This window comes from Amycolatopsis eburnea, from assembly GCF_003937945.1.
Lineage (GTDB): Bacteria > Actinomycetota > Actinomycetes > Mycobacteriales > Pseudonocardiaceae > Amycolatopsis > Amycolatopsis eburnea.
The window spans coordinates 321,022-344,119 of sequence record NZ_RSEC01000021.1 but is presented as its reverse complement, the minus strand read 5'-3'; the positions used below and the strand labels follow the sequence as shown (position 1 = coordinate 344,119).

At 71.5% G+C, this 23,098-nt stretch carries 23 protein-coding genes; 12 read left to right on the top strand and 11 right to left on the bottom strand.

The features are described from left to right. Nucleotides 1-2: 2 nt before the first annotated feature. Genes EIY87_RS05480 through kdpF form a run of 4 tightly spaced genes read right to left on the bottom strand, consistent with a single transcriptional unit; the run spans nt 3 to nt 4,347 of the window. Nucleotides 3-593, bottom strand: coding sequence for a potassium-transporting ATPase subunit C (locus tag EIY87_RS05480; RefSeq protein ID WP_125306525.1), 591 nt, complete (start codon nt 591-593; stop codon nt 3-5). A gap of 6 nt (nt 594-599) precedes the next feature. Continuing rightward, nucleotides 600-2,600 carry a potassium-transporting ATPase subunit KdpB gene (gene kdpB / locus EIY87_RS05475; RefSeq protein ID WP_125306524.1) on the bottom strand — a complete coding sequence of 667 codons (2,001 nt, stop codon included), beginning with the start codon at nt 2,598-2,600 and terminating at the stop codon, nt 600-602. After that, nucleotides 2,597-4,258, bottom strand: coding sequence for a potassium-transporting ATPase subunit KdpA (gene kdpA / locus EIY87_RS05470; protein WP_125306523.1), 1,662 nt, complete (start codon nt 4,256-4,258; stop codon nt 2,597-2,599). The genes kdpB and kdpA overlap by 4 nt, the downstream gene beginning before the upstream one ends. Beyond that, complete coding sequence (gene kdpF, locus EIY87_RS05465) at nt 4,258-4,347, bottom strand: K(+)-transporting ATPase subunit F (RefSeq protein ID WP_125306522.1); 90 nt, start codon at nt 4,345-4,347, stop codon at nt 4,258-4,260. The genes kdpA and kdpF overlap by 1 nt, the downstream gene beginning before the upstream one ends. 404 nt (nt 4,348-4,751) lie before the next feature. Between kdpF and asnB the strand changes: the two genes are divergently transcribed. Continuing rightward, the gene (gene asnB / locus EIY87_RS05460) at nt 4,752-6,593 is read left to right on the top strand and encodes an asparagine synthase (glutamine-hydrolyzing) (protein ID WP_125306521.1); all 1,842 of its coding nucleotides are present in this window, start codon (nt 4,752-4,754) and stop codon (nt 6,591-6,593) included. A gap of 94 nt (nt 6,594-6,687) precedes the next feature. Continuing rightward, nucleotides 6,688-7,011 carry a hypothetical protein gene (locus tag EIY87_RS05455; protein WP_125306520.1) on the top strand — a complete coding sequence of 108 codons (324 nt, stop codon included), beginning with the start codon at nt 6,688-6,690 and terminating at the stop codon, nt 7,009-7,011. Here EIY87_RS05455 and EIY87_RS05450 read toward each other — a convergent pair. Further along, complete coding sequence (locus EIY87_RS05450) at nt 6,967-7,797, bottom strand: LysR family transcriptional regulator (protein WP_125306519.1); 831 nt, start codon at nt 7,795-7,797, stop codon at nt 6,967-6,969. The two genes, EIY87_RS05455 and EIY87_RS05450, sit on opposite strands and share 45 nt — an antisense overlap. Before the next feature lie 60 nt (nt 7,798-7,857). Here EIY87_RS05450 and EIY87_RS05445 point away from each other — a divergent pair, with 60 nt between their 5' ends. Beyond that, nucleotides 7,858-8,190 carry an ester cyclase gene (locus tag EIY87_RS05445; protein WP_125306518.1) on the top strand — a complete coding sequence of 111 codons (333 nt, stop codon included), beginning with the start codon at nt 7,858-7,860 and terminating at the stop codon, nt 8,188-8,190. On the opposite strand, the gene EIY87_RS05440 is transcribed toward EIY87_RS05445, so the two are convergent. From EIY87_RS05440 to EIY87_RS05430, 3 genes are read right to left on the bottom strand one after another with little or no spacing between them, the layout of a single operon-like run. Further along, the gene (locus EIY87_RS05440; protein ID WP_225439736.1) at nt 8,180-8,650 is read right to left on the bottom strand and encodes a GNAT family N-acetyltransferase; all 471 of its coding nucleotides are present in this window, start codon (nt 8,648-8,650) and stop codon (nt 8,180-8,182) included. The two genes, EIY87_RS05445 and EIY87_RS05440, sit on opposite strands and share 11 nt — an antisense overlap. Before the next feature lie 43 nt (nt 8,651-8,693). Beyond that, the gene (locus tag EIY87_RS05435) at nt 8,694-9,692 is read right to left on the bottom strand and encodes a Gfo/Idh/MocA family protein (RefSeq protein WP_191983960.1); all 999 of its coding nucleotides are present in this window, start codon (nt 9,690-9,692) and stop codon (nt 8,694-8,696) included. Next, nucleotides 9,689-10,699, bottom strand: coding sequence for a LacI family DNA-binding transcriptional regulator (locus EIY87_RS05430; protein ID WP_125306686.1), 1,011 nt, complete (start codon nt 10,697-10,699; stop codon nt 9,689-9,691). Before EIY87_RS05430 ends, EIY87_RS05435 begins: the two co-directional genes overlap by 4 nt. A 122-nt stretch (nt 10,700-10,821) precedes the next feature. On the opposite strand from EIY87_RS05430, the gene EIY87_RS05425 reads away from it, so the two are divergent. Genes EIY87_RS05425 through iolD form a run of 8 tightly spaced genes read left to right on the top strand, consistent with a single transcriptional unit; the run spans nt 10,822 to nt 18,917 of the window. Then, nucleotides 10,822-11,700 (top strand): TIM barrel protein, encoded by an 879-nt coding sequence (locus EIY87_RS05425; RefSeq protein ID WP_125306517.1) that lies wholly within the window; start codon nt 10,822-10,824, stop codon nt 11,698-11,700. A 23-nt stretch (nt 11,701-11,723) separates the two neighbouring features. After that, nucleotides 11,724-12,716, top strand: coding sequence for a sugar ABC transporter substrate-binding protein (locus EIY87_RS05420; protein WP_125306516.1), 993 nt, complete (start codon nt 11,724-11,726; stop codon nt 12,714-12,716). Continuing rightward, nucleotides 12,713-13,756 (top strand): ABC transporter permease, encoded by a 1,044-nt coding sequence (locus EIY87_RS05415; RefSeq protein WP_125306515.1) that lies wholly within the window; start codon nt 12,713-12,715, stop codon nt 13,754-13,756. The genes EIY87_RS05420 and EIY87_RS05415 overlap by 4 nt, the downstream gene beginning before the upstream one ends. Beyond that, nucleotides 13,753-14,535 (top strand): ATP-binding cassette domain-containing protein, encoded by a 783-nt coding sequence (locus EIY87_RS05410; protein WP_125306514.1) that lies wholly within the window; start codon nt 13,753-13,755, stop codon nt 14,533-14,535. Before EIY87_RS05415 ends, EIY87_RS05410 begins: the two co-directional genes overlap by 4 nt. Next, on the top strand, nt 14,532-15,461 hold the full coding sequence (iolC, locus tag EIY87_RS05405; protein WP_125306513.1) for a 5-dehydro-2-deoxygluconokinase: 930 nt from the start codon (nt 14,532-14,534) through the stop codon (nt 15,459-15,461). The genes EIY87_RS05410 and iolC overlap by 4 nt, the downstream gene beginning before the upstream one ends. Next, nucleotides 15,461-16,201: a Cgl0159 family (beta/alpha)8-fold protein gene (locus EIY87_RS05400; RefSeq protein WP_125306512.1), complete on the top strand. Its 741-nt coding sequence runs from the start codon at nt 15,461-15,463 to the stop codon at nt 16,199-16,201. The genes iolC and EIY87_RS05400 overlap by 1 nt, the downstream gene beginning before the upstream one ends. After that, the gene (gene iolB / locus EIY87_RS05395) at nt 16,198-17,088 is read left to right on the top strand and encodes a 5-deoxy-glucuronate isomerase (protein ID WP_125306511.1); all 891 of its coding nucleotides are present in this window, start codon (nt 16,198-16,200) and stop codon (nt 17,086-17,088) included. The genes EIY87_RS05400 and iolB overlap by 4 nt, the downstream gene beginning before the upstream one ends. Then, a complete protein-coding gene (gene iolD / locus EIY87_RS05390) occupies nt 17,085-18,917 on the top strand; it encodes a 3D-(3,5/4)-trihydroxycyclohexane-1,2-dione acylhydrolase (decyclizing) (RefSeq protein ID WP_125306510.1) in 1,833 nt (610 codons plus the stop codon). The genes iolB and iolD overlap by 4 nt, the downstream gene beginning before the upstream one ends. Here iolD and EIY87_RS05385 read toward each other — a convergent pair. Further along, nucleotides 18,883-20,277 carry a cytochrome P450 gene (locus tag EIY87_RS05385; protein WP_125306509.1) on the bottom strand — a complete coding sequence of 465 codons (1,395 nt, stop codon included), beginning with the start codon at nt 20,275-20,277 and terminating at the stop codon, nt 18,883-18,885. The two genes, iolD and EIY87_RS05385, sit on opposite strands and share 35 nt — an antisense overlap. A 77-nt stretch (nt 20,278-20,354) precedes the next feature. Between EIY87_RS05385 and EIY87_RS05380 the strand changes: the two genes are divergently transcribed. Then, nucleotides 20,355-20,927, top strand: a complete 573-nt coding sequence (locus tag EIY87_RS05380) for a TetR/AcrR family transcriptional regulator (protein WP_125306508.1) — start codon at nt 20,355-20,357, stop codon at nt 20,925-20,927. On the opposite strand, the gene EIY87_RS05375 is transcribed toward EIY87_RS05380, so the two are convergent. Together EIY87_RS05375 and EIY87_RS05370 are read right to left on the bottom strand one after the other, a co-directional pair. Beyond that, entirely contained in the window at nt 20,917-21,861 is a 945-nt protein-coding gene (locus EIY87_RS05375; RefSeq protein ID WP_125306507.1) for a TolB family protein, read from the bottom strand. The genes EIY87_RS05380 and EIY87_RS05375 overlap by 11 nt on opposite strands. Continuing rightward, nucleotides 21,858-23,090, bottom strand: coding sequence for an MFS transporter (locus tag EIY87_RS05370; protein ID WP_125306506.1), 1,233 nt, complete (start codon nt 23,088-23,090; stop codon nt 21,858-21,860). The genes EIY87_RS05375 and EIY87_RS05370 overlap by 4 nt, the downstream gene beginning before the upstream one ends. Nucleotides 23,091-23,098 lie beyond the last annotated feature (8 nt).

Below are 23,098 nucleotides of genomic sequence, written 5' to 3'. Positions count from 1 at the left end.
TGTCAGTGTGCCCCTCCGGCCGCGGCTTGCACGGCCAAGTTGAGCGGGAGCACAGTCACGCCCGGCACGCCGATCCCGGCTCCGCTCGTGTTCGCTTCGATCAGCTGCTTCACCTCGTCGAGCGGCAGCCCGGTGTTCTTCGCGACCCGCGCGGCCTGGAGGTCGGCGTAGGCGACGCTGATCGCCGGGTCGAGGCCGGAACCCGACGCCGTCACGGCGTCCGGCGGCACCTGGCCGGGTGACACGCCTTCGCGCTGGGCGATGGCGGCCCGCCGCTCCTGGATGGCCTTCACGAGGTCCTCGTTGTACGGGCCCTTGTTGGACGCGCCGGACGGCATCTCGGGGGTGGCCGCCGAGGGCCGGGTGTGGAACCACGGGTCGTGCGCGGGGTCGGCGGGCACCGGGTCGACGCCGATGAGCGACGAACCGACGGCCTGCCCGTTCCGCGTGACGACCGAGCCTTCGGCGTTGGACTCCAGTCCCGGGATGCGCGCGATGGCCCACACCGCGAGGGGGTAGAGGATCCCGAGCAGGACCGTCATCACGATGAGGACGCGCAGCCCCGCCCAGGTCTGCTTGACGAGCGTGTTCACTTCACTTCACCCAATTCCGGGGATGAGGCGCACGAGCAGGTCGATCAGCCAGATCCCGAGGAAGGGGCTGACGATCCCGCCGAGGCCGTAGACGAGCAGGTTGCGGCGCAGCAGGGCCGAGGCCGACGACGGCTTGTACCGCACGCCGCGCAGGGCCAGCGGGATGAGCACGACGATGATCAGCGCGTTGAAGATGACCGCGGAGAGGATCGCCGACTTCGGCGTGGCCAGGTGCATGATGTTCAGCCCGCCCAGCTGGGCGTAGATGCCGGTGAACATCGCGGGCAGGATCGCGAAGTACTTGGCGAGGTCGTTGGCGACGCTGAACGTGGTCAGCGCGCCGCGCGTGATCAGCAGCTGCTTGCCGATCTCGACGATCTCGATCAGCTTCGTCGGGTCGCTGTCGAGGTCGACCATGTTCCCGGCCTCCTTGGCGGCCGAGGTGCCGGTGTTCATCGCGACGCCGACGTCGGCCTGCGCGAGCGCGGGGGCGTCGTTGGTGCCGTCGCCGGTCATCGCGACGAGCCTGCCGCCTTCCTGCTCCTTCTTGATCAGGGCCATCTTGTCTTCGGGCTTGGCTTCGGCGAGGAAGTCGTCGACACCGGCGTCCGCCGCGATGGCCTTGGCGGTGAGCGGGTTGTCGCCGGTGATCATCACCGTCTTGATGCCCATCGCGCGCAGCTCTTCGAAGCGCTCCTTCATGCCCGGCTTGACGACGTCGGACAGCCGGATCACGCCGCGCACCACGGCGTCCTCGGCGACGACCAGCGGGGTCCCGCCCTGGGCGCTGATGTCGTCGACGACGCGCTCGGTCTCGTCGGGGAAGTCGCCGCCGTTGTCGCGCACCCAGGCCCGGACAGCTGAAGCCGCGCCCTTGCGGATCCGGCGGTCGCCGATGTCGAGGCCGGACATCCGCGTCTGTGCGGTGAAGGGCACGAATTCGCCGTATTCGTCTTGGGCCGCGTAAGCCTCGGTCAGTTCGACGACACTGCGACCTTCGGGCGTCTCGTCGGCGAGGCTGGCGAGCCGGGCGGCGCGGGCGAGTTCGTCCGGTGTGGACGAGCCGACCGGGATCAGCTCGGTCGCGCGGCGGTTGCCGAAGGTGATGGTGCCGGTCTTGTCGAGCAGCAACGTCGAGACGTCGCCCGCGGCCTCGACCGCGCGGCCGCTCGTCGCGAGGACGTTGCGCTGGACCAGGCGGTCCATGCCCGCGATGCCGATGGCGCTCAGCAGCGCGCCGATCGTCGTCGGGATCAGGCACACGAGCAGCGCGGTCAGCACGATCACCGACTGCTCGGACCCGGAGTAGCGGGCCATCGGCTGCAGCGCGACGACGGCGAGCAGGAAGATGATCGTCAACGTCGAGAGCAGGATGGTCAGCGCGATCTCGTTCGGCGTCTTCTGCCGCGAAGCGCCTTCCACCAACGCGATCATGCGGTCCACAAAGGACTCGCCCGGTTTCGTGGTGATGCGCACGACGATCCGGTCGGACAGCACGGTCGTGCCGCCGGTGACGGCGCTGCGGTCGCCGCCGGACTCGCGGATGACCGGGGCGGACTCGCCGGTGATGGCCGACTCGTCGACGGTCGCGATGCCCTCGACGACATCGCCGTCACCGGGGATCACCTGGCGCGCCTCGACGACGACCAGGTCACCGATCTTCAGCTCGACGCCCGGGACCTGCTCCTCCGTGCCGGTCGCGGTGAGGCGGCGCGCGACGGTCTCCTTCTTCGACCGCCGCAGGGATTCCGCCTGGGCCTTGCCGCGACCCTCGGCGACGGCTTCGGCCAGGTTCGCGAACAGGACCGTGAACCACAGCCACACGGCGATCAGGACGGTGAACACGCTCGGGTCGATGACCGCGAAGACCGTGGTGAGCGCGGATCCCACCCACACCACGAACATCACGGGGTTGCCGAGCTGGTGCTTCGGGTTGAGCTTCCGGAACGCGTCGGGGAGCGACGTCCAGAGCTGGCGGGGGCTGAACACCCCGGCGCCGACGGTCATGCGAGTGCCTCCGCGATGGGCCCGAGCGCGAGCGCCGGGATGAACGTGAGGGCCGCGACGAGCACCACCGTGCCGGTGAGCATGGTGGCGAACAGCGGCCCGGTGGTGGGCAGGGTCCCGGCGGTTTCCGGCACCTTGCGTTGCGCGGCCAGGGAACCGGCCAGGCAGAGCACGGCGAGGATCGGCACGAACCGGCCGATCGCCATGGCGACGCCGAACGAGGACTGGAACCAGTCGTTCGTCGCGGTCAGGCCGCCGAACGCGCTGCCGTTGTTGTTGCCGGTGGACGCGTAGCCGTACAGGATCTCGGACAGGCCGTGCGCGCCGCCGTTGCCGAGCGCCCCCGCCGTGTCCGGCAGCAGCAGAGCGATGCCCGAGCCGAGAAGCACCACGGTCGGCATCGCGAGCATGGCGATGGCCGCGCAGGTGACCTCGCGCTTGCCGAGCTTCTTGCCCAGGTACTCCGGGGTGCGCCCGACCATCAGGCCGGCCAGGAACATCGCGATGATCGCCATGACGAGGATGCCGTACAGGCCGGTGCCGACGCCGCCGGGCGAGATCTCGCCGTAGAGCATGTTCAGCAGCGGTCCCCCGCCGCCGAGCCCCGAAAGGCTGTCGTGCGCGCCGTTGACCGCGCCGGTCGAGGTGCCGGTGGTGGTGTCGGCGAAGAGCGACGTCAGGCCGATGCCGAACCGCTGTTCCTTGCCCTCCGTGCTCGCGCCCGCGGCCAGCGCCGCCGGGTTGCTCGCGTGGGCTTCGGAGAACCAGATGATCGCCAGCGACGCGGCCCAGAGCAGGCCCATCACGCTCAGGAGGACGTAGCCCTGGCGGCGGTCGCCGACGAGCGTGCCGAACGCGCGGGTCAGGCTGACCGGGATCACCAGGATGAGGAACAGCTCGACGAGGTTCGACCACGCGTTGGGGTTCTCGAAGGGGTGCGCGGAGTTGGCGTTGAGGATGCCGCCGCCGTTGGTGCCGAGTTCCTTGATCGCCTCCTGGCTCGCGGCCGGGGCCAGCGCGATCGTGCTGTGGCTGCCGTCCGGGTTGGTGACGGCCACCCCGGCCTTCAGGCTCTGCACGACGCCGAGCGCGACCAGCACCAGCGCGAACACGAACGCCATCGGCAGCAGGACGCGGATCGTGCCGCGCGTCAGGTCCACCCAGAAGTTGCCGAGGCGGTCGGTCTTCGCGCGGACGAACCCGCGCGTCACGGCGATCGCCACGGCCAGGCCGACGCCCGCGGACAGGAAGTTCTGCACCGTCAGCCCGGCCATCTGCACGAAGTGGCCCATCGTCGTCTCGGGGACGTAGGACTGCCAGTTCGTGTTGGTGACGAACGAGATCGCCGTGTTGAAGGCGACGCCGGGGCTCACCGCGCCGCGGCCGAGGTTCCACGGCAGGAGCGGCTGCAGGCGCTGCAGCAGGTAGAGCAGGACGACCGAGACGAACGAGAAGCCGAGCACGCCGGCGGCGTAGGTCGGCCAGCGTTGTTCGGAGTCCGGGTTGACCCGGAAGAGCTGGTAGAGGCCCTTTTCGAGCTTCAGGTGCTTCTCGGTGGAGAAGACGTGCGCCAGGTAGTCGCCGAGCGGCCGGTAGACCGCGGCGAGGGCGGCGAGCAGCAGGCCGAGCTGGATGAGCCCGGCCGTAGTGTCGGACATCAGAATTTCTCCGGCTTGATCAGCGCGACGAAGAGGTACACGAGGAGGCCGAGCGCCAGCACTCCGCCGGCGACGTTGGCCGCGCTCACAGCTTTTCCATCCCGCGCAGTGCCAGCGCGAGCACCACGAACACGCCGATCAGCAGGACGGCGTAGAGCAAGTCGGCCACAGGCACCTCTCAAGACGGGCCACCGGGTTCGGTGACCGGACGCCGTTCACTGTGCGGCTCCCCCGGCCCGCCCGGACCCGCGGCTGATGGCGCCTTGATGCGTTCCTGACACGCATTTACGCGGTCTTTATGGCTGGTGGCGGCGGTCACGCAAACGTTTGCCCTGATGTGACTGCATGCAGTTGGCCAGTGACTCACGACACAACGCGTGACCGAACAAGTGCGGAACGTGCAATTCGGGCAGACAAGATCTACAGCGCGTGTTACACCTGTGTTACCGATAGTTGTATCGGCTAAGCAAATCTTTGGGAGAGGGGATCACCTATGTGCGGTATCGCCGGCTGGGTTTCCTACGACGCCGACCTCACCCGCCGCCAGGAAGTGGTCGACGCGATGACCGCGACCATGTCCTGCCGCGGCCCGGACGACGAAGGCACCTGGGTGCGCCGCAACGTCGCGCTCGGCCACCGGCGGCTGGCCATCATCGACCTGCCCGGCGGCCGTCAGCCGATGTCGGTGCGCACGCCGAACGGCGACGTCGCGATGGTCTACAGCGGTGAGGCCTACAACTTCACCGAGCTGAAGGAAGAGCTGACCAAGCTCGGCCACCAGTGGGAGACCGACAGCGACACCGAGGTCGTGCTGCACGGCTACCTGCAGTGGGGCGACGAGGTCGTCGACCACCTCAACGGCATGTACGCCTTCGCGATCTGGGACGAGCGCGACGACCGGCTCGTCATGATCCGCGACCGGATGGGCATCAAGCCGTTCTACTACTACCCGACCCGCGACGGCGTCCTGTTCGGCTCCGAGCCCAAGGCGATCCTGGCCAACCCGCTGGCCAAGAAGGTCGTCGACCTCGACGGCTTCCGCGAGCTGGCCGGCTTCACCAAGCGGCCGGGCTGGTCGCTGTGGAAGGACATGGAAGAGGTCCAGCCGGGCACGATCGTCACCGTGTCCCGCGAGGGCATCAAGACCCGCACGTACTGGAAGCTGGACGCGAAGAAGCACACCGACGACCAGGAGACGACGGTCGCGCGCGTGCGCGAGCTGATGACCGACATCGTCAACCGCCAGCTCGTCGCGGACGTCCCGCGGTGCGTGCTGCTCTCCGGCGGGCTCGACTCCAGCGCCGTCACCGGGCTCGCCGCCGCGCGGCTGGCCGAGCAGGGCGAGCAGCTGCGGACGTTCTCCGTCGACTTCTTCGGCCAGGAGGAGAACTTCAAGCCGGACGAGATGCGCGACACCGCGGACTCGCCGTTCGTGCGGGACGTCGCCCAGCTGGTCAACTCCGCGCACGAAGACGTCATGCTCAACCCGGGCGACCTGACCGACCCCGAGGTCCGGCGCGCGGTGCTGCGGGCCCGCGACATCCCGGCCGGCCTCGGCGACATGGACACGTCGCTGTACCTGCTGTTCAAGGCGATCCGCGGCCAGTCGACGGTGGCCCTGTCGGGCGAGTCGGCCGACGAGGTGTTCGGCGGCTACCGCTGGTTCCACGACGAAAAGGCCGTCAACGCCGACACGTTCCCGTGGCTGGCGTTCCGGACGTCGATGATGGACGAGCGGGCGTCGCTGTACACGCCGGAGCTGGTGAAGAACCTCGACGTCGAGACCTACATCGCCGACCAGTACGCATCGGCGGTTTCCGCGGTGGAGCACCTCGACGGCGAGTCCGCGCAGGAGGCGCGGATGCGGACCATCTGCAACCTCCACCTGACCCGGTTCGTGCGGATGCTGCTCGACCGCAAGGACCGCGCGTCGATGGCGGTGGGCCTGGAGGTCCGCGTGCCGTTCTGCGACCACCGGCTGGTCGAGTACGTCTACAACACGCCGTGGTCGCTGAAGACGTTCGACGGCCGGGAGAAGAGCCTGCTGCGGCACGCGACCAAGCACGTGCTCCCGGAATCGGTGGCGCAGCGGGTGAAGAGCCCGTACCCGTCGACGCAGGACCCGGGCTACGCGGCGGCGCTGCAGCAGCAGGTCAAGGAAGTACTGGCGGAGCCGAAGCACGAGGTGTTCGGCCTGGTCGACCGGGCGTGGGCGCACCGGGCGTCCGAAGTGGACCCGGCGACCATGGACCCGGCCATGCGCATCGGCCTGGACCGGGTGCTCGACCTGTACCACTGGATCGAGATGTACTCCCCCACGCTCGAGCTGTCTTGAAGTCCGTGAAGGCCTCCTTACCGGCTTTTTTGCCCGGCAAGGAGGCCTTCACGGCACTTGACCTCAGGTGCGCTTGAGGTGTGAGGCTCGGGGCATGAAGGTGCTGCTGTTCGGCCGCAACCCGGCCACGGTCTCGAGGGTGACGGCGGCGCTGTCCGCGGCGGGTCTCGCCGCGGACGGCGTCGCTTCGGAAGAAGCGGTGCTGTCCCGGCTGGGTGTCGTGGACGCGCTGGTGCTGGGCGCGGGGGTGGTGGGTCCGCTGCGAGAGCGGGTCACGGGCGCGGCGGTCCGGCACGGGGTGGTTTGGGTGCAGGGGCCGCACATCGAGCCTTCGCGGGACGCGCTGGAGTACGTGCAGACGGAGATCCTGCCGCTACTGGCGGAGCGCGGCCCGCACGAACGCCGCCACCCGCGGTGAGCGGGACGTCTCCGGCCACGCCACCTGCAGCCGGGCGTCGCTGAGGCCCTCGATGCGCCGGTAGGCGATCCCGTCGCGCGGGTAGCGGCGGGCGACCGACTCCGGCAGGAACGTCACCGCCTGGCCGAGTTCCACCAGCCGCAGCGCCTCGGCCAGGTCCTTCGCCGGCGGCCCGTACCGCGCGGGCGGCGAACCGGCGGTTTCGCGGTCTCTGGCGCGGTAGTAGGCGTCGAGACGCTCGTCGACGCCGGGCCACGTGACGGCCGGGCGAGCGAGGACTTCGGTCAGCGTCGTCGCTTCCCGTCCCCGCGGCTGGGCGGCGACGCGGGGCTCGGCCCGGACCTGCTCGACGTCCAGGCCGGTGCGGTCGAAGGGGGCGGCCACCAGCGCGACGTCGCCGCGGCCGTCGCGGAGCATGTTCGCGGCTTCGTCGCCCGTGGTCGCGAACAGCAGCTCCGCGGGCTCGGCCAATTCCGCGAGGATGCCGGGCAGGAGCCCACCGTCACCGTCCGGTTTGGACACCACGACCAGCGCCCCGGCCCGCCGGGCCCGGCGCCGCGCGGCCTGGGTGGCGTCGACGGCGGTGCGGGCATCCGGCAGCATCGCCTCGCCTTCGGGCGTCAGCGCGACGCGGCGGGTGGTGCGGTCGAAGAGCGTGACGCCGAGCGCGCGTTCGAGCCCGCCGACCGCTCGCGAGAGCGTCGGCTGGCTGACGCCCAGCCGATCGGCGGCGCGGCCGAAGTGGAGCTCCTCGGCGACCGCGACGAAAGCCTCGAACCCATTCATACGGCTTCAGCATAAATGACGTATTTCCGGTCCGGCCCGGACGCTGGTTGCCTGGCGGGCATGACCAACACCGATGTCGTCCGCCGCTACCTGGCCGCCTTCAACCGCGGTGACCTCGACGCGTTCGACGAGCTCATCGACCCCGCGTACGTCAACCACAGCCCGAGCCTGCCGGACCCGCCGCGCGGGCCCGAGGGCCTCAAGCCGATCGTCGAGGACCTCCGGCGGCAGGCGCCGGACCTGCGTTTCGAGGAGGTCCACCTCCTGGAAGACGGCGATCTGGTGGCCGCGCACCTGCTGGTACACGGCTTCGGCCCGGAACCGGTGCGGCAGATGCAGATCGAGCGCCTGCGCGACGGGCGGATCGTGGAGCACTGGCGCGTCACAGCCTGAGCACTGCCCGCACCTCGTCACCCTCGATCGTGAGCGCCGCGCCGAGCCCGGTCAGCACCGCTCGGGCGCCGCCGTTGCCCGCCGTCGTCGACGCGATCATGCGGGCTGCTCCGGTCGAGCGGGCCTCGGCCAGCAGCAGCTTCATCACCTCGCGGCCGATCCCGCGGCCCCGGGCGTCGCGGCTGAGCCAGATCCCCGCCTCCACCGCGTCGCCGTGGCGTTCCAGGCGGGCCGCGCCCACCGCGGTGCCGTCCGCGTCGACCACCCACGTGCGCTCGACCGCCGTGGCCGGGTCGAGGCAGCGGCCGCGGTGGAAGTCGAGGAACGCCGTCCGGCGCGCGGGTGTCCAGCCGGGCGGGCCCTCGACCGGGGGCATGACGTCCAGCGGGTCGGCTCCGGCGACGGCGGCGTCGAGCAGCCGCGCGAGGGCGGCCTCGTCGAGCGGGGTCAGGGCGAGCACGCCCGGAGTCTGCCCGCGGGGCCGCCCGGCGCGCGACCGGGTTTCAGCGCCGGACCTCCGCCAGCTTCACCGGACGCCGTTCGCGGCGCGACACCTCGCACGCCTCCGCGATGTAGAACGCCTCCAGCGCGTCCGCCGCCACGCACGGCGAGGGCGCGCGGCCCGCGACGACGTCCAGGAACGCGCGCAGCTCGGTCGTGTACGCCGGGCGGAAGCGCTCCATGAAGCCCGGGTACGCCGGGCCCGGCAGCGGGGGCACCCCCGGCTCCACCGAGCGCAGCGGCGCGCGGTCGTCCAGGCCGACCACCACGCCCGACACCGAACCCAGCACGTCCAGGCGCACGTCGTAGCCCGCGCCGTTGTAGCGGGTCAGGGACACCGTCGCCAGGGTGCCGTCGTCCAGGGTGAGCGTCGCCGCCGCCGTGTCGACGTCGCCCGCGTCCGCGAAGAAGCGCTCGCCGCGGTTGGCGCCGATCGCGTACACCTCCTCGACCTCGCGGCCGCTGACCCAGCGGACGACGTCGAAGTCGTGGACGCCGCAGTCGCGGAACAGGCCACCCGAGTGGGCGACGTACTCCGCCGGCGGGGGCGCCGGGTCGAACGTCGTCGCGCGCAGCGTGTGCAGCCAGCCCAGCTCGCCCGACGCGACCGCGGCCCGCGCCGCCGCGTAGCCCGCGTCGAACCGGCGCTGGAAGCCGATCTGCACCGGGACGTCCGAAGCGCCGATGCGGTCGATGACGGCCAGCGTGCCGGGGATGTCCGCGGCCACCGGCTTTTCGCAGAACACCGGGATGCCCGCGTCGACCGCCGCGATGATCAGGCCCGGGTGCGCGTCCGTCGCCGCCGTGACGACCAGTCCGTCGATCCCCGCGGTGAACAGGTCGTCGAGAGAAGCCGTCTCCACGCCCAGTTTCGCGGCGGCCGCGGCGGCCCGCGCCGGGTCGACGTCGGCCACCACGACCGACTCGACCTCCTCGAAGCCCTTCAGCGTCTCCGCGTGCGCGGTGCCGATCCGGCCGGTGCCCGCCAGTCCCAACCTCATCGTGGTGCTCCTCCTGTAGCAGCGGAAACTTCGGTGGTGGTCGCGCGGACCACGAGAGACGGGTGCAGCAGGTGCCGGACCGGCTCCGTGCGCTCCCCGCGGACGCGCTCGAGCAGCGCCGCGAAAGCCAGCCTGGCCATGTCGGTGCGCGACTGGTCCACTGTGGTCAGCGAAAGGTGCCGCAGCGCGGCGAGCGACGTGTTGTCGTAGCCGACGACCGACACGTCCTCCGGCACGCGCAGCCCGGCTTCTTCCAGGGCCGAAATCGCGCCCACGGCGTTGAAGTCGTTGCCGGAGACCAAACCGGTCGGCAGGTCGGCGCGCGAGTACGTGGCGAGCAGCTCCCGCACGGCCGTCTCGCCCCCGATGTCGGTGTGCTCGCTGCGCACGACGATCGGCTCCAGGCCGTGCTTCCGCATGGCGGCTTCGAAGCCGCGCCGCCGCTGGGCCGCGCCGGCCGCGCCACCGCCGTCGAGGTGGGCGATGCGGCGGTGCCCGAGGCCGGCCAGGTGGTCGACCGCCAGCGCGGAGCCCGCCTCGCCGTCGTCGTTCACGGTGTCCACTGTGGACGACCGGATGGTCCGCGACACCAGCACCACCGGGCACTGCTTCGCCGCGATCTGGATCGACGCCGCCGGGACGACCGGCGAGAGCAGGATGATCCCCGCCGGACGGAAGGAAAGGAGGTTGTGCAGGGCGTTCCACTCGCGCGTGGGACTGCGGCCGCCCGTGTTGAGGATCAGGTCGAAGCCCGCGGCCTGCGCGGCGCTGTCCAGCTCCTCGACGATGTCGGCGAAGAAGGCGTTGCGCAGGTCGTTCACCATCACGCCGAGCACGGTGGACGTGCGGCTGGCCAGCGACCGCGCCATCACGTGCGGCTGGTAGCCGAGTTCTTCGGCGGCACGCAGGACCGCGGCACGCCGGGCGTCGGAGACCTTCGGCGAATTCCGCATCACGAGGGACACCAGCGCGCGCGAAACGCCCGCCCTGGCGGCGACGTCCTCCATGGTCGGACGCACGCGACACCCCCTGATCTCGGAAAACTCGGCCTTGACTTGCTGTGACCGACGCTACAAGATTAGAGCGCTCTAATCAATAGAGCGCTCCAACGGACCACCGGAGGCCCCTTGTGACAGCGACGATCCGAGTAGCCGCCGCGCCGATTTCCTGGGGTGTCTGCGAAGTCCCGGGCTGGGGCCGGGTGCTGGACGCGGGAACCGTGCTCGGCGAAATGGCGGCGCTCGGCGTCCAGGCGACCGAGCTGGGCCCGCCCGGCTACCTCCCGCGCGACCCGGCCGAGCTGCGGGAGCTGCTCGGGCGGTACGACCTGACGCTCGTCGGCGGCTTCCTCGCCGTGGTCCTGCACGAAAACCAGGAAAACGCGCTGAAGGAAGCCGAAGAGTCCGCCGCGCTGTTCGCCGCGTGCGGGGGCGACGTCCTGGTGCTCGCCGCCGCGACCGGGCTCGACGGCTACGACGAACGCCCGAAGCTCACCGACGCCGAATGGGCGACGCTCGTCGAGACCGCGGGCAAGATCCACGACATCGCCGCCGCCCACGGCCTGCGCACCGTGCTGCACCCGCACGTGGGGACGCACGTGGAGCAGCAGGCCGAGGTCGAGCGCTTCCTCGCCGATTCCCCGCTCGGGTTGTGCCTCGACACCGGGCACCTGATGATCGGCGGGACCGATCCGGTCGAGCTGGCGAAGCGGTATCCCGAGCGGGTGAAGCACGTGCACTTGAAGGACGTCCGGGCGGACCTGGCGGCCGAAGTCCGCGCGGGGCGGCTCGGCTACACCGACGCGGTCGGGCGGGGCATCTACACCCCGCTCGGCGAGGGGGACGTGGACGTGGCGTCGATGGTGCGCTCCGTCCAGGCGGCCGGCTACGACGGCTGGTACGTCCTCGAACAGGACACCGCTCTCGGCGCGGAGAGCCCCGACGACGTACCCCGGCGGGACACCGAGCGCAGCCTGGCCCACCTCGCGAAGATCATCGACTCCCTGTAACCCCTGGTCCCAAAGGAGTGACTGTGCTTTCTCTCAAGAAGCTGGCCGGCGTGGCGGCGATCGCCGCCGCCGGGCTGGTCCTGTCCGCCTGCAGCGGCCCGTCCGCCGACAACTCGAGCAGCTCCAGCGCGCCGTCCGCGGCGGCGCCCAGCTCGGGCGGCCCGCTGAAGGTCGCCGTGGTCACGCACGGCACCGCCGGCGACGCCTTCTGGAACGTCGTCAAGAACGGCGCCGAGCAGGCGGGCAAGGACCTGAACGTCGGTGTCGACTACTTCGCCGACGGCGACCCGGGCAACCAGGCCAAGCTGATCGACAACGCGGTCGCGCAGAAGGTGAGCGGCCTGGTCGTCTCGATGGCGAACCCGCAGGCACTGCAGACGTCGATCCAGAACGCGGTCAAGGCAGGCATCCCGGTCGTCACCATCAACTCCGGCGAGGACTCCAGCGCCGCCTTCGGCGCGATCGCGCACGTCGGCCAGAGCGAAGGCCTCGCGGGCCAGGGCGCCGGGCAGCGGCTCAAGGCAGCAGGCAAGACGAAGCTGCTCTGCGTCATCCACGAAGCGGGCAACATCGGCCAGAACCAGCGCTGCGACGGCGCGAAGCAGACCTTCGGCAACGTCTCCACGCTGCAGGTCGACATCTCCAACCCGACCGACGCGCAGGCCCGCATCCGCGGCGCCCTGCAGTCCGACCCGTCGATCGACGCCGTGCTGGCGCTGAACTCGCAGGTCGCGGCGCGCGCGGTCGACGCGGCGAAGGAGGCGAGCTCGAAGGCGCAGGTGGCGACGTTCGACCTGAACGCCGACGTCGTCGCGGCCATCAAGGCGGGCACCATCCTCTTCGCCGTCGACCAGCAGCAGTACGAGCAGGGCTACCTGCCGATCGTGTTCCTCAAGCTGTACAAGGAAAACGGCAACACCATCGGCGGCGGCAAGCCGGTCCAGACCGGCCCGGGCTTCGTCGACAAGACCAACATCGACACCGTGGCCCCGTACGCGGAGCGCGGCACGCGATGACCGCGGCGATCCAAGCGCAACCCGACGAACGCGTCGGGAAGAAGAGCCTGACCGATCGGCTGGTGGTGCGCCCGGAGATCGGCGCGCTGCTCGGGGCCGTGCTGGTGTTCGTCTTCTTCTCCGTCGTCACCGGCCAGTTCCTCAGCCCGCTGGGCGTGGCGACCTGGCTCGACGACTCCTCGACGCTGGGCATCATGGCCGTCGTGGTCGCGCTGCTGATGGTCGGCGGCGAATTCGACCTCTCGGCCGGTGTCATGACGGCGTCGACGTCGCTGGTCACGGCGATCCTGGCGACGCAGGCGGGCTGGAACGTCTGGGTCGCGCTGGCGGTCTCGCTCGTCTTCGCGCTCGGGGTCGGCGCCTTCAACGGCTGGCTGGTGATGAAGACCGGGCTGCCGAGCTTCATCGTCACCCTGGGCTCGTTCCTGGCGCTGCAGGGCCTCAATCTCGGCGTCACGCGGCTGGTCACCAACACCGTCCAGGTGTCGGGGATGCGCTCGACCAGCGGCTACGAATCGGCGGGCGGGCTGTTCGCCTCCACGTTCGCGATCGGCGGCACCGAGTTCCAGTCGTCGATCATCTGGTGGATCCTCGTCACGGTGGTCGCGGCGGTGCTGCTCGTGCGCACCCGGTTCGGCAACTGGATCTTCGCGGTCGGCGGGTCGCAGGTGTCGGCCCGCTCGGTCGGCGTGCCGGTGGTGCGCACGAAGATCCTGCTGTTCATGGGCACCGCGTTCGGCGCGTGGCTGGTCGGCTCGATCAACATCCTGCGCTTCGCGAGCGTGCAGGCGAACCAGGGCATCGGGCTGGAGTTCCAGTACATCATCGCGGCCGTGATCGGCGGCTGCCTGCTCACCGGCGGGTTCGGCTCGGCGGTGGGCGCGGCGATCGGCGCGCTGATCTTCGGCATGGCGCGCCAGGGCATCGTGTTCGCGCAGTGGAACAGCGACTGGTTCATGCTGTTCCTCGGCATCATGCTGCTGGCCGCGGTCCTGGTGAACAACGCCTTCCGGCGCCGCGCGGAAAGGGTACGCCGATGAGCCCGCTGCTCGAAGTCCGTGACATCGGGAAGACCTACGGCAGCGTGATCGCGCTGCGCGAGGTGTCCACTGTGGTCAACGCGGGCGAGGTCACCTGCGTGCTCGGCGACAACGGCGCCGGCAAGTCCACGCTGATCAAGGTCCTGGCCGGGGTGCACCAGCACGACCAGGGCGAGTTCCTCGTGGAAGGCGAGCCCGTGCGGTTCGCTTCGCCGCGCGAGGCCCTCGATCGCGGCATCGCGACCGTGTACCAGGACCTCGCGGTGGTGCCGCTGATGAGCGTCTGGCGGAACTTCTTCCTCGGCTCGGAGCCGCGCGTCGGCTTCGGCCCGTTCCGGTTCCTGGACCGGAAGAAGGGCCGCGAGACGACCAAGAAGGCGTTGTCCGACATGGGCATCGACCTGCGGGACGTCGAGCAGCCGGTCGGCACGCTCTCCGGTGGTGAGCGCCAGTGCGTGGCGATCGCGCGGGCGGTGTACTTCGGCGCGAAGGTGCTGATCCTCGACGAGCCGACCGCCGCGCTCGGCGTCAAGCAGGCCGGGGTGGTGCTCAAGTACGTCGCCCAGGCCCGCGACCGCGGGCTCGGCGTCGTGCTGATCACGCACAACCCGCACCACGCCTACCCGGTCGCCGACCGGTTCCTGCTGCTCAAGCGGGGCGCGCCGCTCGGGTCGTACGAGAAGAAGGACATCGACATCAACGAGCTGACCCGGCAGATGGCGGGCGGCGCGGAACTGGAAGCCCTCGAACACGAGCTGCGGCAGGTGGAGAAGGCGTGAGTCTCGAAGCGCTGACGATCGGCCGGGTGGGTGTCGACCTCTACCCGGAGCAGAGCGGTGTCCCCCTGGCCGGCGTCAGCACTTTCGCCAAGTCGCTCGGCGGCACCGCGACCAACGTCGCGGTCGCCGCCGCGCGGCTCGGCCGGTCGGCGGCGGTGCTCACCAAGGTCGGCCCGGACGGCTTCGGCGACTACGTCCGGCAGGCCCTCGACGGCTTCGGCGTCTCACCGGCTTTCGTGGGCACCGCCGAAGACCTGCAGACGCCGGTGGTGTTCTGCGAGCTGAACCCGCCGGCGGACCCGCCGCTGCTGTTCTACCGCTCCCCCATCGCCCCCGACCTCACGCTGACCGACGAAGACGTGCCCTGGGACGTCGTCACGTCGGTGCCGCTGCTGTGGGTCACCGGCACCGGCGTCTCCGCCGAGCCGGCGCGAGCCACCCAGCGGAAGATCCTCGAGGCGCGGGAACGCCGTGAGCACACCGTCCTGGACCTCGATTACCGGCCGATGTTCTGGTCGTCGGTGGAGCAGGCCCGGGAGGAGATCGGCGCGATGCTCGACCACGTCACCGTCGCGGTCGGCAACCGCGCCGAGGTGGAGGTCGCCGTCGGCACGGCGGATCCGGACGCCGCCGCGGACCGGATGCTCGACCGCGGGCTGCGGCTCGCGGTGATCAAGAAGGGCGCCGAGGGCGTGCTCGTGGCGACCCCGGACGGGCGCTGGACCGTGCCGCCGCAACGGGTCGAGGTCGTCTGCGGCCTAGGTGCCGGAGACGGCTTCGGCGGCGCCCTGATCCACGGGCTGCTGTCCGGCTGGGACCCGGTCCGGATCGCCGAGTACGCGAACGCGGCGGGCGCGCTGGTGGCGTCCCGGCTGGCCTGCGCCGACGCCATGCCGTCCGCCGGGGAGATCGAGGAGCTGCTGTGATGCTCACCGACGACCGCTGGCGCGACCTCCTGCACACCCGGGCCACGAACCCGGGCGCGGTCCGGCAGGCGTACGCGACCCGCAAACGGCGTTCGGAACTGCTGTCCGACAACGGAACCCTGTTCCTGGTCGCCGCCGAGGCGCCGGGACCCGGCGACGACCCGTTCGACCGGCGGACGCTGCTGGAGCGGTTGCTGGTCGCGCTGGAGAACCCGGCGGTCGCCGGCGTCGTCGCCACCCCGGACGTCGTCGAGGAGCTGCTCCTGCTCGGCGCGCTGCACGACAAGGTCGTTTTCGGGTCGATGAACCCCGACGACCGGTTCACCGGCTACGACGCCCGGACGCTGGTCGACTGCGGGCTGGACGGCGGCGAGCTGCTGCTGAGCGAGGCCGACCCGTCCCGGCAGGCCTGCGCCGACGCCGTCACCGAACTCGCCGCGTACGGCCTGGTCGCCCTGATCGACCTGCGGGAGAACCCCGCATCGCCGGCGGTCACGGTCGCGTCCGGCCTCGGGACGACGTCGGCGCACACCTGGCTGAAGCTGCCGCCGACGTGCCCGGCCGCCGCCTTGGACGCCACGACGCTGCCGGTGGTGCTGAGCGGCGTGCCGTCGGACTGGACGCTGTCGCACGGGGTCGTCCGCGGCCTGGTCATCGGCCGCCCGCTGCTCAACCCGCCCAGCGGAACCACCCGCACTGCCGTCGAAGCCGCCGCGAAAGCACTGGAGGCCGCGAAGTGAGCAAGCTCCACCGTCCACTCGGGACACTGTCGGACGACACCGACCCGGTCCGGCTCACCCCGGACAGCGCGGGCTGGACCTACACCGGGCTGCGGGTGCTGTCCCTGGCCGCCGGCGAGACGCGGGTCCTGCACACCGGCGAGTTCGAGGCGTTCGTGCTGCCGCTGTCCGGGTCCGCGACCGTCCGCGTCGACGGGCAGGTCTTCGAGCTGCGCGGCCGTTCGTCGGTCTTCGCGCGCGTGACGGACTTCGCGTACGTGCCCCGGGAAGCCGAAGTCGAGTTGTCGACAACGGACGGTCTCGAAGTGGCGCTGCCGATGGCGCGCTGCACCCGCCGCCTCGCCGCGAGGTACGGACCGGCCGAGGAGGTCCCGGTCGAGGTCCGCGGTGCGGGGCAGGCGACCCGGCAGGTCACCAACTTCGGCGTGCCCGGGGTCTGGGACCACGCCGACAAGCTCAACGCGTGCGAGCTGATCACGCCGGGCGGCAACTGGTCGTCGTACCCGCCGCACAAGCACGACGAAGCCACCGGGTGCGAAGTCGTCAACGAGGAGATCTACTACTTCCGGATCGCCGGCCGCGACGGCGTGACACCGTCTCGCGAGGGTTTCGGCCTGCACCGGACCTACACCGCCGACGGCGAGCTGGACGAGGACGTCGCCGTGCGCGACCACGACGTCTTCCTGATCCCGCGCGGCTACCACGGCCCGTGCGTGGCCGCGCCCGGCTACCCGATGTACTACCTGAACGTCCTGGCCGGGCCCGCCGAAGAGCGGTCGATGGCGTTCTGCGACGACCCGGCGCACGGCTGGGTCCGCGACACCTGGGCCGCGCAGGACCTCGACCCGCGCTGCCCCGTCACGAGCCACGAAGGGCGGGTCCGGTGAAGCTGACGACGGCTCAGGCGCTGGTCCGCTGGCTCCTCGCCCAGCGCTCGGAAACCCTGGACGGCGCGGAAGTCCCGCTCTTCCCCGGCGTCTTCGCGATCTTCGGGCACGGCAACGTGCTCGGTCTCGGGACGGCGCTGGAGGAGCACCGCGGCGAGATCCCGGTCTGGCGCGGGCACACCGAGCAGGGCATGGCGCTGGCCGCGGTCGGGCTGGCGAAGGCCACGCACCGGCGGCAGGTCGGCGTCGCGACGTCGTCGATCGGGCCGGGCGCGCTGAACATGGTCACCGCCGCCGGGGTCGCGCACGCGAACCGGCTGCCGGTGCTGCTGCTGCCCGGCGACACGTTCACCGGCCGCGCGCCGGACCCGGTGCTGCAGCAGATCGAGCCCTTCGGCGACGCGACCGCGACGGTGAACGACGCTTTCCGCGCGGTCTCGCGCTACTTCGACCGGATCACCCGGCCCGAGCAGCTGATCTCGACGTTGCCGCAGGTCACGCGGGTGCTCACGGACCCGGCGGACAGCGGGCCGGTGGTCCTGGCGCTGCCGCAGGACGTCCAGGCGGAGACGTACGACTTCCCGGACGCGCTGTTCGCGCCGGTCACGCACCGCCCGCCCCGCCCGCGCCCGGACCGGCGTTCGGTCACCGAGGCGGCGGGCGTCCTGCGGGCGTCGCGCCGCCCGCTGCTGGTGCTCGGCGGCGGCGTCCGGTACTCGGGTGCCGCGCGGCGGGCGCTGGACTTCGCCGAGCGGCACGGGATCCCGGTCGTGGAGACCACGGCGGGCCGCACGCTCGTCCCGCACGACCACCCGCTGCACGCCGGACCGCTCGGCATCACGGGCTCGTCGTCGGCGAACGTCCTCGCGGCCGCGGCGGACGTGGTGCTGGCCGTGGGCACGCGGCTGCAGGACTTCACGACGGCGTCGTGGACGGTGTTCTCCCCCGACGTCCGCCTGGTGTCGCTCAACGCGGCCCGCTTCGACGCGGTGAAGCACGGCGCCCTGGCCGTGACCGGGGACGCCGACGCGGGCCTGGCGGACCTGGCCGCCCAGCTCGAAAGCTGGCGCGTGGACCCGTCGTGGACCGCGCGGGCCGCGAGCGAACGCGCGGTCTGGGACGCGCACGTCGACAAGCTGCGGTCCGGCTCGGAAATTCCGTCGTACGCGCAGGTCGTCGGCGTCGTGAACGATCTCTCGGCCGCCGACGACTACGTCATGACGGCGTCGGGCGGGCTGCCGGGCGAGCTGATCGGCGGCTGGCGCGGGTCCGGCTCGGTGTCGATGGACGTCGAGTACGGGTTCTCGTGCATGGGCTACGAGCTGTCCGGCGCGTGGGGCGCGGCGATCGCGTGGCCCGGCCTGGTGACGACGCTCCTCGGCGACGGCTCGTACCTGATGCTGAACTCGGAGCTGTTCTCCGCGGCGTTCGCCGGGCACCCGTTCGTCGCGGTCGTGTGCGACAACGACGGCTACGCGGTGATCGCGCGGCTCCAGGAAGGGCAGGGTGGGAAGCCGTTCAACAACTTCTACGCCGACTGCACGACTTCGCACGCGTCCCCGCCGCGAGTGGACTTCGCGCGGCACGCGGAATCGCTGGGCTGCCTGGTGTTCGAAGCGTCCACAGTGGACTCCTTGCGGGCGGCCTACGCGGCTGCCCGGGAGGCGTCGGTGGCCGAACAGCGGCCCGCCGTGGTCGTGGTGAAGACGCAGCCGTCGACGTGGACGGAAGCCGGGGCCTGGTGGGAGGTCGGCGTGCCCGAGCACCTCGCGGGCCGGGAAGGGTACGAGCGGGTCAAGCCGGGGCAGGTGCGCTATCTGAAGTCCTGAGCCGGACCCGGGGACGCAGGGTGAAGCCGCTCGGCTTCAGCGTCAGCGACTCGACGATCTTCAGCTCGTACGCGGGGTCGATGTCGAAGTCGTAGCGCTGCAGCACCACGCCCAGCGCCAGCACGGCTTCGTGCAGCGCGAACTGGCGGCCGATGCAGGCACGCTCGCCCGTCCCGAACGGCTTGTACGCCTGCGCCGGCCGCTTCCGCACCGCCGCGGGCTCGAACCGGTCCGGGTCGAACGCCTCCGGGTCGTCGCCCCAGGCCGCGGGGTCGCGGTGCACCAGCGGGAGCGGGACGACCACCCAGTCGCCCTTGCGCATCCGGTACTTTCCGCCGAGCACGACGTCTTCGCGTGCTTCGCGGGAGTAGCCGGGCGCGGTCGGCCAGAGCCGCATCGCCTCGTCCAGCACGCGGCGCACGTACCGCAGCTTCGCGACGTCGGCGAACGCGGGCTCGCGGCCGCCCCACACCGCGTCGACCTCCGCGCGGGCCTTCGCCAGCAGCTCGGGGTGGCGGGTCAGATAGTACAGCGCGAACGACAGCGCGCCGGACGTCGTTTCGTGGCCGGCGACGACGAACGTGATCGCCTGGTTGCGGATGTTCACCGGGTCCAGGCGCTCCCCCGTCATCGGGTGGCCCTCGGTGAGCATCAGGCCGAGCAGGTCGCGGCTCTCCTCGCCGCTGCCCCGCCGCTCGGCGATGACCTCGTCGACGAGGTCCGTCATCACCGCGATGTCGGCGCGGTTCTGCTCCGGCGTCCCGGCGAACGCGCGCCGGACGAACGGCAGCTTGACGTTCTGCAGCTGCGCGTACCGCAGCGCGCGGATCATCGCCGTGACGAACGGGTGCGGTTCGGGGCGCTCGAACGAGCCGAACCGGTAGCCGAAGCCGGCCCGGCCGATGGTCTCCAGGGTCAGCCGGGTCATGTCGGCGGAGACGTCGACCGGCCCGCTCGCCGCGTCCCACGCCGCCACGAGCTCGCGGGCGACGTCCAGCATGATCGGGTGGTAGCGGCGCATCGCCTCGGCGGAGAACGCCGGCTGCAGGATGTCGTGCGCCAGCCGCCAGTTCGGTTCGTGGGTGTGCGCGGTGAAGAGGCCGTCGCCGCCGAGGGCGCGCAGGTTCTCCACGCCCAGGCCGACGTGCTTGCCGAACTTCGTCTCGTCGTTCAGCTCGGTGACCAGGTCGACGCCGCCGACGAGGACGATCTCGAAGCCGAACACCTTGCGCGTGAAGATCGGGCCGAGCCGCTTGCCGATGCGCACGGTGTCCTGCAACGGCGTGCGCGGGTTCGCCCCGATCAGGTCGCCGATCACCGGCAGGCGGCCCGGCCGGTGCGGAATCCCGCTGGTGTCCACGGCAGCTCCTTGTTGAACCCGGATCCAATAAGCTCACGATCCCCCGCTACTGAACCCGTGTCAAGTAAGCTCGGGGGATGCGGACCAGGCTGAGCACGCAGGAGCGGCGGGAGCAGCTGCTGACCATCGGCGCCGGGCTGTTCGCGTCGCGGCCGTACGACGAGGTGTGGATCGAAGAGGTCGCGGAGATCGCGCAGGTCTCGCGCGGCTTGCTGTACCACTACTTCCCGACGAAGAAGGAGTTCTTCCTCGAGATCGTCCGGAGCCAGCGCGACCAGCTGCTGGAGATGAGCGAGCCCGACCCGGCGCTGCCCGTCGCGGAGCAGCTGCGGGCCGGGCTCGACGTGTACCTCGAGTTCGCGCGCACGCACCCCGACGGCTACCGCGTCGTGCACCGCGCCGCCGCGGGCGCCGACCGCGAGGTCCTGCGGATCCGCGAGGCCGGGATGGCCGCGAACGCCGAGCGCATCCTGACCGCGCTCGGCGCGCTGACCACCGTCACCGAGACGACCCGGGTGGCCGTCCGCGGCTGGCTGGCGTTCGTCGCCACCGTCATCCTCGACTGGCTCGACCAGCCGAAGATCACCCAGGCCGAGCTGCGCGACCTCTGCGTGCGGACGCTGTTTTCGGCGGTGGACGTCACCCCGTGACGGCGGGCGACGCGGCGCCGCCGACCAGCCGGCGCGGCGCACCGGAGCCGTCGGCCGGCACCGCCCAGACCGCGTTTTCGAGGCCGTAGAGCACGGTGTGGTCGTCCTGCCAGAGCGCCTGGTCGTCGACGCTGCGGGTTTCCGCCGGCTCGGTTTCCGCCAGGCTCGCGAGGTCGAGCACGGAAAGCCGCCAGACGCCTTCGCCGACCTTCTTCTTGAACGCCACCCGCTTGCCGTCCGGCGACAGCGACGGGCACTCGACGTTCTCCCGCAGCGCCTTCCCGCGGTAGCGCCCGTAGTCGGCTTCGACGAGGTACGTCGTGCCCTTGCTGCCGAGCGTGGCGTAGAAGCGGTTGCCGTCGGGGGCGAACGTGATGCCCCAGTAGTTGACGTCGGCCGCGAAGTAGCGCTTGCCGCCGACGAAGACGGGCAGCTCCTCGATCGTCTTGACCAGCCGCCCGGTGTCCACTTCGTACAGTCCCGCGCGGGTGGAGAACCCGGTCTGCGCGTAGGAGTCGCCGGTGACGAACAACGTCCAGTAGACGCGCTTGCCGTCCGGCGAGACGCGCGCGCGGCTCGGGGTGCCGGGCAGGGTTTCGGTGTGGCGGACACCGAGCCTGCCGTCGAGGACGAGGACGTCGGTGACCGCCGGGAGCGTCCCCGGCTGGACGGCCAGGCACACCGCCGTCTGCCCGGCGACCGCGAACCGGTCACACTTCAGGGCACTGAGCTGCGGTTTCGCGCCCGGGTCGGCGAGCGGGACAGCGCCGACGCGGCCGCTGGCGGTGTCGCGGAAGAACAGCTGCCCGGGGGCGAGGGTGAGCTGCGCGGCCGGGCCGGCTTCGGCGGTGTCGTGCCGCGAGGTGACCGTGTACGCGACGGCCGCGGCGACCAGGAGCGCGGTCCCGGCGAGGGCGAGGACGAGTTTCTTCACGGGCGCACCGGTTTCACGAGGGCGGCGGCGAGGGCGACGGCGGCCAGGCAGGCCGCGGCGACGAGCACCGCGGGCCGCAGGTCCCACAGCGTCCACGCCAGTCCGAAGAGGACGGACGAGAGCATCCGGGCGACGGCCTGCCCGGTCTGCACCACGGCCATCCCGGTGGCCCGCAGGTCACGCGGGATGAGCGGCCCGGCGGCGGCCATCAGGACGCCGTCGGTGGCCGCGTAGAACACGCCGTGCAGGCCGAGCGCGACGATCCCGAGCCAGAGCCCGGCCTGTGGGCCGCAGAGCAGCACCAGGGCCAGGCACAGCGCGGCGTGCCCGCCGAGGAAGACGGGCCAGCGCCCGACGCGGTCGGCGAGCTTGCCGAGCGGCACGGCCAGCACGAGGTAGACGCCGGCGGTGCCGAGCGGCAGCAGCGGGAACCACGTCGCCGCGATCTCCCACCGCCGTTGCAGGACGAGGTAGACGAACGAATCCCCGACCGTCACCAGTCCCAGCAGCGCCGCCCAGAGCGCGACGCGCCGGAAGTCCTGCTGCCGCAGCAGGCCGAACGCGGCCCGCAGCGAGACGGCCGCCCGGTCGACCGCGCCGGGCCGGTCGTGGACGAACAGGGCAAGCAGCAGCACCGCAATGGCCGCGATGCAGAAGCTGGTGAAGAAGACGCTCGTGTAGCTGCCGAGGCTCACCGCCAGCACGGCCATGGCCACGAGCGGGCCGAGGAACGCGCCGACGGTGTCCATCGCCCGGTGCACCCCGAACGACCGGCCGAGCGTGTCCGGCTCGCTGGACAGCGAGATCAGCGCGTCGCGCGGGCCGGTGCGCAGCCCCTTGCCGGTGCGGTCGGCGGCGAGGACGACGCCGATCGCCGCGACCGACGAGCCGGCCGCGACCAGCCCGAGCTTGCACACCGCGGACAAGCCGTACCCGAACCCGGCGACCGCCTTGAGCCGCCGCCACCGGTCGGCGAGGTGCCCGCCGAGCACCCGCACCACCGCGGTGGCGCCCGCGTAGAGCCCGTCGAGCAGCCCGAACTGCAGCGGGTTCAGGCCGAGGCCGAGCACCAGGTAGAGCGGGAGGACGGCGGTCACCATCTCCGAGGAGACGTCGGTGACCAGGCTGACCGCGCCGAGGGCGACGACGTTGGCCGACACCCGCTTCAGCGCGGGTTTCCGGTCGGTGCCCGCCGCCAGGTCCGAGGTCCGGCTTGCCGCGATGTACATGCTCGCCC